This window comes from Thermodesulfobacteriota bacterium, from assembly GCA_035559815.1.
GTDB lineage: Bacteria > Desulfobacterota_D > UBA1144 > Nemesobacterales > CSP1-2 > DATMAT01.
In genome coordinates this window covers 39,663-47,333 of the sequence record DATMAT010000079.1, presented here as the reverse complement: position 1 = coordinate 47,333, position 7,671 = coordinate 39,663, and the positions used below count along the sequence as shown (strand labels likewise).

Annotated in this window: 7 protein-coding genes and 4 tRNA genes; all 11 read right to left on the bottom strand. The window is 48.2% G+C overall.

Translation table 11 applies throughout. The features are described 5' to 3' along the window. On the bottom strand, positions 1-174 hold a 174-nt coding region (locus VNN20_18140), incomplete at its 3' end, for a GTP-binding protein (protein HWP94105.1). A gap of 46 nt (positions 175-220) precedes the next feature. Then, positions 221-293, bottom strand: a tRNA-Thr gene (locus VNN20_18135). 13 nt (positions 294-306) lie between these two features. Further along, positions 307-380 (bottom strand) — tRNA-Gly (locus tag VNN20_18130). A gap of 91 nt (positions 381-471) precedes the next feature. Next, positions 472-554: transfer RNA gene (locus tag VNN20_18125), tRNA-Tyr, on the bottom strand. A 62-nt stretch (positions 555-616) separates the two neighbouring features. Next, a tRNA-Thr gene (locus VNN20_18120) sits at positions 617-691 on the bottom strand. Between the two features lie 147 nt (positions 692-838). Continuing rightward, positions 839-1,291: a 3-hydroxyacyl-ACP dehydratase FabZ gene (gene fabZ, locus VNN20_18115; GenBank protein ID HWP94104.1), complete on the bottom strand. Its 453-nt coding sequence runs from the start codon at positions 1,289-1,291 to the stop codon at positions 839-841. A 47-nt stretch (positions 1,292-1,338) separates the two neighbouring features. Beyond that, entirely contained in the window at positions 1,339-1,866 is a 528-nt protein-coding gene (locus tag VNN20_18110) for an OmpH family outer membrane protein (GenBank protein HWP94103.1), read from the bottom strand. Between the two features lie 19 nt (positions 1,867-1,885). After that, complete coding sequence (gene bamA / locus VNN20_18105) at positions 1,886-4,186, bottom strand: outer membrane protein assembly factor BamA (protein HWP94102.1); 2,301 nt, start codon at positions 4,184-4,186, stop codon at positions 1,886-1,888. Then, positions 4,176-4,862: an ABC transporter ATP-binding protein gene (locus VNN20_18100; GenBank protein ID HWP94101.1), complete on the bottom strand. Its 687-nt coding sequence runs from the start codon at positions 4,860-4,862 to the stop codon at positions 4,176-4,178. Before VNN20_18100 ends, bamA begins: the two co-directional genes overlap by 11 nt. Continuing rightward, the gene (locus VNN20_18095) at positions 4,855-6,153 is read right to left on the bottom strand and encodes an FtsX-like permease family protein (GenBank protein ID HWP94100.1); all 1,299 of its coding nucleotides are present in this window, start codon (positions 6,151-6,153) and stop codon (positions 4,855-4,857) included. The genes VNN20_18100 and VNN20_18095 overlap by 8 nt, the downstream gene beginning before the upstream one ends. Beyond that, complete coding sequence (gene lysS / locus VNN20_18090; protein ID HWP94099.1) at positions 6,150-7,613, bottom strand: lysine--tRNA ligase; 1,464 nt, start codon at positions 7,611-7,613, stop codon at positions 6,150-6,152. Before lysS ends, VNN20_18095 begins: the two co-directional genes overlap by 4 nt. Between the last annotated feature and the right edge of the window lie 58 nt (positions 7,614-7,671).

The following is a 7,671-nucleotide window of genomic DNA, read 5'->3' as shown; positions in this document are numbered from 1 at the left end:
CTCCTTCTCCTCCGGCGCCTTGTCTATCTCCTCAAACTTCACAAACTTCGCCCGCCCCTGCTTCTCCAATACCTTCGTTATCGCCGCCGTTAACGTCGTCTTCCCATGATCCACATGCCCTATCGTCCCTATGTTCAAATGCGGCTTCCCCCGCTCAAATCTCTGCTTCGACATCGTACCCTTACCTCCTTAGTTAGTTATCACACTCCCAAGAACCCGGAGCCCACGGGCGGACTCGAACCGCCGACCACATCCTTACCAAGGATGTGCTCTACCGTCTGAGCTACGTGGGCCATACACCAGCAGAGCGGGAGACGGGACTCGAACCCGCGACCCTCAGCTTGGAAGGCTGACGCTCTAGCCAACTGAGCTACTCCCGCGGTTTCAATAGCGGATTGCAGATTGCGGATTGCAGATTTTAAAAGACTACCTTTTCCTCCGAAATCCCCAATCCGAAATCCAAAATTGTTTTGGGGAGTGGAGGATTCGAACCTCCGTAGGGTTGCCCCGCCAGATTTACAGTCTGGTGCCATTGTCCACTCGGCCAACTCCCCCTGGTCAGAAAAGATGCACGATACGTCTTCAATATTATTTGCAATATCCTGCATCTTGGCGGTGGAGCTGGCGAAGGGAGTTGAACCCCCGACCTGCTGATTACAAGTCAGCTGCTCTACCACTGAGCTACGCCAGCTTCCGAACACTGAAGACAGTTCTCTTGTATTTTGCATCAAGTTGAATTTAGGAATGGTACGTGAGTATTCTATAAAAGGTTATATACTATCATATATCTATCGAATTTGTCAAATCCTGGCGGTCTATTAGGTATAATGGCCGGGATTCAAAATAGAGAAGCTAGTATTTCGGCTTCCGAGACCTTAGCCTCTCCCACAAAAGCTTCGCCATGCATTCTCCACATCTGCGACCTTTTCTTTAAAATTTGCACCTGAAGCTTAACCTCATCGGAGGGTAGAACCGGTTTCCGGAACTTAACACTTTCAAGCCCAACCAAGGCTGGTTGTTTTCCCCTGAGTTCCTCCATTTGGGAGGCGTAAACCAAGATAGCCCCGGCCTGTGCCAGGGATTCGACTATGATAACGCCCGGCACGATAGGTTTTCCAGGAAAGTGGCCTTCGAAAAAATAATCTTTTGGGTCAAATCTCTTTACCGCCAGAATTCTGACCCCTGGCTCAAAGTCAATTACCTTGTCCACAAAGAGAAAGGGCTCCCTGTGCGGAATAAGCCGCTTTATCTGCTCCTTGTCCATTACCGTATTTAATGCACTATCGACCATATAAGTCACTCAAAAAAGGGGGATTATAACCCATTTCATTCTTCCTATTACTTCTTAGCCCCAGCCTTTTTGCTGTCATATGCCTGTATGACCCGGTCGGTTAAATCGCCGTCCTTGCCGGCATATACCACACCGGCCTCAGTCCTCTCAAAAATCATGGAGTATCCCTGAGAATCCCCAATTTCTTTTATCACACTCTCCAGCTCCGATAGAATCTTTTGGGTCAGTTCAAAATCCCGCTTTTGTAGCTCGTCCCTAAAATCATCCCTTGTTCTGTTGTATTCCTTTTCCAGCCTTTCAATCTCCTCGGCCTTTTGTTTCCTGGCACTTTCGCCCATGACCGAGGTTTGACTGAGAAACTCCTGCTTCATGCTGTCGAGCCTCTGCTTTTTCTGCTCTATTATGGCCCTTTTTTGCTGAAACTCCTTCTCGAAAGATGCCTTTGCCGTCTTACCCGCCTGTGATTCCCTTATGACCCGCTGGAGGTCTATATAGCCTACCTTTCCAGAGGACTGGGCATATACCAGGCCGGAAATTCCGACCAGCAAACTCAGAGTTAACATAAAAAGTTTCATACTTGCCTCCTTAAAATTATTAAAATAAAGTGCCTATAGTAAACTGTACCTCGTAAGGATCCTCACCGGAAAGCTTTTTACCTATGGGAAAGCCGATCTCCAACCGGAGAGGCCCCAAAGGCGATACCCACCTGAACCCGAAGCCAACGTCTTTCCGGAGGTCAGCAGGGTTAAAGGTTAAGTCCTCGTTATCATTAAAGGCGTTGCCCATGTCAAAGAACAAAACCCCTTTAAGTCCGGCCTGCGGTAGTATCGGAATTATGTAATCAACGCTAAATAGAAGCTCCTGCGTCCCGCCTATGATCACGAAGCCTCCATCCTCCGTAGGAACCCGTGGACCAACCCTCCTGAACTCATATCCCCTGAGCGAATTAGGCCCTCCCAGGAAAAACCTCTCGCCTACAACCAGGTCATCGCCCACGTTCATAAGGTCTATTATGCCATACTGTCCTAAAACTGAGAACACCGTATTAAACCATAGCGGGAAGAAAAACCTGGTCGACAAAGTGTACTTGATAAAATCGGTATCGCCGCCAAAAGGCCCGGCGAACTCGACAAACGACCGGCTAATATTCCCCTTTGACGGGTCTATTAAATTATCGCGGCTGTCCCATATCAGACCAAGACCGAAGCTGCTTATTGTCCTAGGTCCTTCGTCGATTATCAGTTTTGCGTCTCCCGCCACATCCTCTATGTCCAGTTTTTCATACCTATAGGTCACCCTCCCCCCCAGGTATTTCCATATTCCCCGGCCGAAGGTTATGGTCCCGCCGTAAGACGCCCTATCAAAATCCTGGAATTCTCTGTCCGTGTTGAAGGCGACTATATCAAACGTCCAGTTAGTATCGAGAAAAGTGGGGTCTTGGTAATTGAGGAAAAAGAGACGGGTGACGCCGCCAATCTGGGCAGAAAGGGTTAAAGTCTTCCCGTACCCAAAAAGATTGGACTCCTGAATCTGGCCGGCAAAGATAAAGGTTTCAACCGAGCTGAATCCCCCGGCAACGCTAAAGAAGCCCGTGGGCCTTTCCTTTACTTTAACCTTGACGTCGAGCTTATCATCCTCTTCCGGCACCCGCTCTGTGGCCACTTCGATATTGTCTTCAAAATAACCCAACCTAAAAACCCGCGGTTTGATGTTTTGTATCTTTGTCGAGCTAAAAAGCTCCTGCTCCTCGATCGGAATTTCCCTTCTTATAACCTTATCCCGGGTCCTTCTGTTTCCCACTATGTCTATGTTTCTTACGTACACCTGCTGGCCTTGTTCTATGTTAAAGGTTATATCTACGGTGAGATTCTCTTTAAACTGTCTGAAGCTCGGTTCGACGTTGGCGAATGCATAACCTTTGTCTCCGTAAAATGTAGTGAGCTTGGTGATATCCTCGGCCAGGTCGGCGCGGCTGAAAACCTGGCCGCTCTTCAGTTTAAGAAGCTTGCTCAACTCCTCGGCTGGCTCGAGCAAATCACCCTGGAAGTCGATTTGGCCTACGTTATACTGGCTGCCCTCCTCAATCCTGAAAGTAACTATGAATCCCTCTTTCTCCTCGCTGTATTCTACCTCCGGCTTGCTGACGTTAACATCGAGGAATCCCTTATCCAGATAGAGAAGCCTGATCCTATCAGTATCATTCTCCACGTCTTCCCTTCTATATAAGCCTCTTTTGGTAATGAAGGAGAGGAAATACCTTGGCTTGGCAGAAATCTCTTTCTTTATTTCTTTGGTCTTTATTGCCTTATTTCCGATTATCTCCACTTCCTTTATATAGGCTTCCTTGCCTTCCCTTATGTCGAATGTCAAGCCGACGGTTCCTTCACCCTTGGGTTCGATATTATAATCCACGATCGTACCATGAAAGCCTTTTCCGGAGTAAAGCTTTTGTATGGCTTCGACGCTTTTTTGCACTTTTTCAAGCTCGATTATCCTGCCCTCTTTTACATCCACAACCTCCAAGATCTCGTCACTCTTGACTTCCTTATTTCCCCTGACCCGGAGGTCTACCAGCACCGGCTTTTCCTTAACCTCGTAAATAAGGAGCAACCCCTCATCGGTCTTCTCTACTTTTGCAGACACGTCCTCGAAAAATCCCAGTTTGTAGATTCTCTTTATATCCTCGCTGACCGTCCCGGGAGAGAGAGGCTCCCCGGTCTTAGAGGATATGTTGACCCTTATTAGCTCGGTCTCCACCCGGTTATTGCCCCTTATATCAATACCAACTACGTTCTCCTCCTCCGCATGTCCCAAGCCCGGGAAGAAAACAATATTGAATAGGATAGTTATAAAGAACAGTATCAAACGCCCGGCATCAGAGCTGTTAGGTTTCATCAACGATTCTTCCATCCAAGAGTTTAATTCTCCTTTTGAGCCGCGTGGCCACAGCCGGATTATGGGTAACTAAAACTAATGTTATCCCCTCTTCCTGGTTAAGTTTCAAGAACAATTCCAGGATCGATACCCCTGTCTCTAAATCCAGGTTACCGGTTGGTTCATCTGCCAGTATAACCTTTGGCTTTAACACAACCGCCCGGGCAATCGCCACCCTCTGCTGTTCCCCCCCGGAAAGCTCCCCCGGGCGATGGTCCAGTCTATTACCTAGTCCAACCCTCTCTAGCACGGCGACGGCTGATTCTTTAGCACTCCTCTCGCCGATTCTTTGTATGAGAAGCGGCATCATGACGTTCTCGACTGCGCTGAACTCGGGTAGAAGATAATGAAATTGGAACACGAACCCTATCTCCCGGTTTCTAAAAATAGCTAGCTCCTTTTCATTCTGATTAAATACGTCCTTTTCCTCATAAAGCACCAGCCCGTCGCTGGGCCGGTCTAAGGTTCCCAGTATGTGCAGAAGCGTGCTCTTTCCCGACCCGGATACGCCAACGACCGCCAGGGTCTCTCCCCTTTTAATCTCCAGGTCGATTCCCTTGAGAGCGGCAACCTCGCTGCCATTGGTGGTGAACACCTTTTTTAAACCCTTTACCTCTATAAATTTTCCCTCATTCATACCTCAATGCCTCGACCGGATCCTTTTGGGATGCCTGATACGACGGATACAGGGTAGCCAAGAAACATATCAGCAGGCTGAAAAAAGCCACCGCCAAAAAATAAAGCGGTTCAATTTTAACTGGAAACTCAGAAACAGGATAGACCTGGGTATCAAAAGGAATGAGCTGCTTTACGGCGTCGCTAGTTTTCACCAGATAGCATATTCCCAGCCCGGCAATTGTCCCAAGAAAGGTCCCGATAAACCCGATTATCATGCCGTCCGTTATGAATATGGTCATGATCTCCTGACGGGTTGCACCCATTGCCCGTAGGATGGCGATATCCTTGCCCTTCTCCATAACCACCATGGTAAGGGTGCTGACTATATCCAGGGCGGCGACCAGTATTATGAATCCGAGAAATATAGCTATGGCCATCCTCTCCAGACGGAGTGCTCGAAACAGGCTTCTATTAACCTCTTCCCAGTTCCTGGTGTAAAATGGGAATCCCAGTTGAGTGCTGATTTCCTCGCCTAGCTTTTTTGCCTCGTATATATTTTTCAGCTTGACCTCGACCCCGGTAACGCTGTTCCCCATCTCGAAGAACTCCATCGCATCCGTCAAGTCGATATAGGCTATAGAAGAATCGTACTCAACCATCCCATAGTCGGATATGCCGATAATTTCAAACCTTTTTATCTTCGCTTGGGGGCCGAATGGACCAACCCGGCCAAAAGGAGACACCAGGTTGACCACGTCCCCAAGAGAAACGCCCAGGGTGGTGGCCAGCTCCCGGCCAATAATTATGGGAGGTCTTCCTGATTTTGTATCCTTCCCGAGCTTAAGGATTATCTCTTTGCCTACGCTTACAAGTTTCTCGCTTTTGGCCTTTTCTTCCCTCCCCACAACGCCTCTTCCGATGGCCTCCTCTATATTGGTTACACTCCCGGCGGTCTCCGGGTCTATACCCCTAACAACCGCACCAGATACGTTGTTTTCTCCGACCAGCATTCCCTGTCCATAGACAAAAGGGCTAGCGCCGACCACATCCCTGAAGTTCAATACCTCTTTTGTTACTTTTTCATAATCCTTCACCGGGCCGTCGTAGCTAAGGACTACCAGATGCGAGTTTACCCCCAATATCTTTTCCCTCAGCTCTTCCTCAAACCCCCTCATGACACCGAGGACAACGTTTAGGGCCATTACCCCGATGAATACACCGAGGATGGATATTAGGCCTATGATCGACACAAAGGCCTGCCTTCTTTTTGACCGGAGGTATCTAAGTCCGATGAAGATTTCGTATTTCATTCGGGTCTAAGATGGGGGAAGAAAATTACTTCCCTGATCGAGGGTGAATTTGTGAGAAGCATGACCAGACGGTCTATACCGATCCCCGCTCCGGCGGTGGGGGGCATCCCGTGTTCCAGTGCGGTGATAAAATCCTTATCCGTTTCATGCACCTCTTCCTCCCCTCTAGCTTTCAACTCAAGCTGTTTGACGAATCTCTCATTTTGGTCAATAGGGTCGTTGAGCTCGGAAAAGGCGTTAGCAATCTCTCGTCCGGCTATGAAAAGCTCGAATCTGTCCGTGAACTCCGGGTTCTGGTCATTTTTCCTGGCCAAGGGGGACACGTCGAGCGGGAATTCATACACAAAAGTCGGGTCAACAATATTCGTGCCCACCAGATGTTCAAATATCTCCACCATCGCTTTTCCCTTTATCCCCCTGTGTGCTATTCCCAGGGAATCGGCTTTTTGGAAAAGCTTCTGCTCATCTTTAAGAACATCTTCTCCCAGTTGACTCCTCAGCGATTCGATAATATTGATTCTTTTCCAGGGACGATTCATGTTTATATTCAGCTCACCGTATTTAAACTCCAACGTGCCCAAAAGGTTTTTGGTGATGAAACAGATAAGCTCTTCTATCAACCCCATCAGGTCCTCATAGGTGGCATAAGCCTGATAAAGCTCCACCATGGTGAATTCTGGATTATGCTGGGTGGAAACTCCCTCGTTCCTGAACATTCTCCCAATCTCGTACACCCTCTCCAACCCGCCGACAACTAACCTCTTTAGATATAGCTCCGGCGCAATTCTCAAGAAGAGTTCCATATCCAGCGCATTATGATAGGTTTTGAAAGGCCTGGCCGCAGCGCCCCCGGCCACCGAATGAAGTATGGGGGTTTCTACTTCTAAAAAGCCCTTATCGTCCAGAAACTGCCTTAATAGTCTTATTATCCTTGTTCTCTTGACGAAGATATCCCTTGCTTGCGGGTTCGAGATCAAATCCAGGTATCGCTGCCTATACCTGGTTTCCACATCCTTGAGTCCATGCCATTTCTCCGGAAGAGGACGAAGCGCCTTCGTCAGAATCTGGAAGTCTTTCACGCTTATTGTAAGCTCGCCGGTCTTCGTCTTGAACAGGGTTCCCTTAATCCCGATGAAGTCCCCGACGTCGACATAATCCTTGAAGAGATTCAGACTATCCTCACCGGCAACGTCTTTGCGCACATATCCCTGTATCTTCCCGGTTCTGTCCATGAGGTGGAAAAACAAACTTTTCCCGAAATCCCTGATCGCTACTACACGGCCAGCGAGCAAGAACTCCCTGGTTAAGTCTTTCAACTGCTCTTCGGTAAAGCTCCCATAGGAAGCCAGAATTTCTGCCGATTCATTAAGAGGTTTAAAATCGTTGGAGAATGGATTTATTCCTAGATTTTTTAGTTCTTCTAATTTCTGTCTTCTCTGCGCTATCAGTTCATTTTCCATGATTCGAGCTATCTTATCTACCTAATCAGGGAGTGGCCGTCAAGGATATGAACACTCC

What these genes read in the sequence shown, in the direction of transcription:
- fabZ (HWP94104.1), bottom strand. Translation starts at nt 1,291, where the DNA reads ATGGTCGATAGTGCATTAAATACGGTAATGGACAAGGAGCAGATAAAG.
- VNN20_18110 (HWP94103.1), bottom strand. Translation starts at nt 1,866, where the DNA reads ATGAAACTTTTTATGTTAACTCTGAGTTTGCTGGTCGGAATTTCCGGC.
- bamA (HWP94102.1), bottom strand. Translation starts at nt 4,186, where the DNA reads ATGAAACCTAACAGCTCTGATGCCGGGCGTTTGATACTGTTCTTTATA.
- VNN20_18100 (HWP94101.1), bottom strand. Translation starts at nt 4,862, where the DNA reads ATGAATGAGGGAAAATTTATAGAGGTAAAGGGTTTAAAAAAGGTGTTC.
- VNN20_18095 (HWP94100.1), bottom strand. Translation starts at nt 6,153, where the DNA reads ATGAAATACGAAATCTTCATCGGACTTAGATACCTCCGGTCAAAAAGA.
- lysS (HWP94099.1), bottom strand. Translation starts at nt 7,613, where the DNA reads ATGGAAAATGAACTGATAGCGCAGAGAAGACAGAAATTAGAAGAACTA.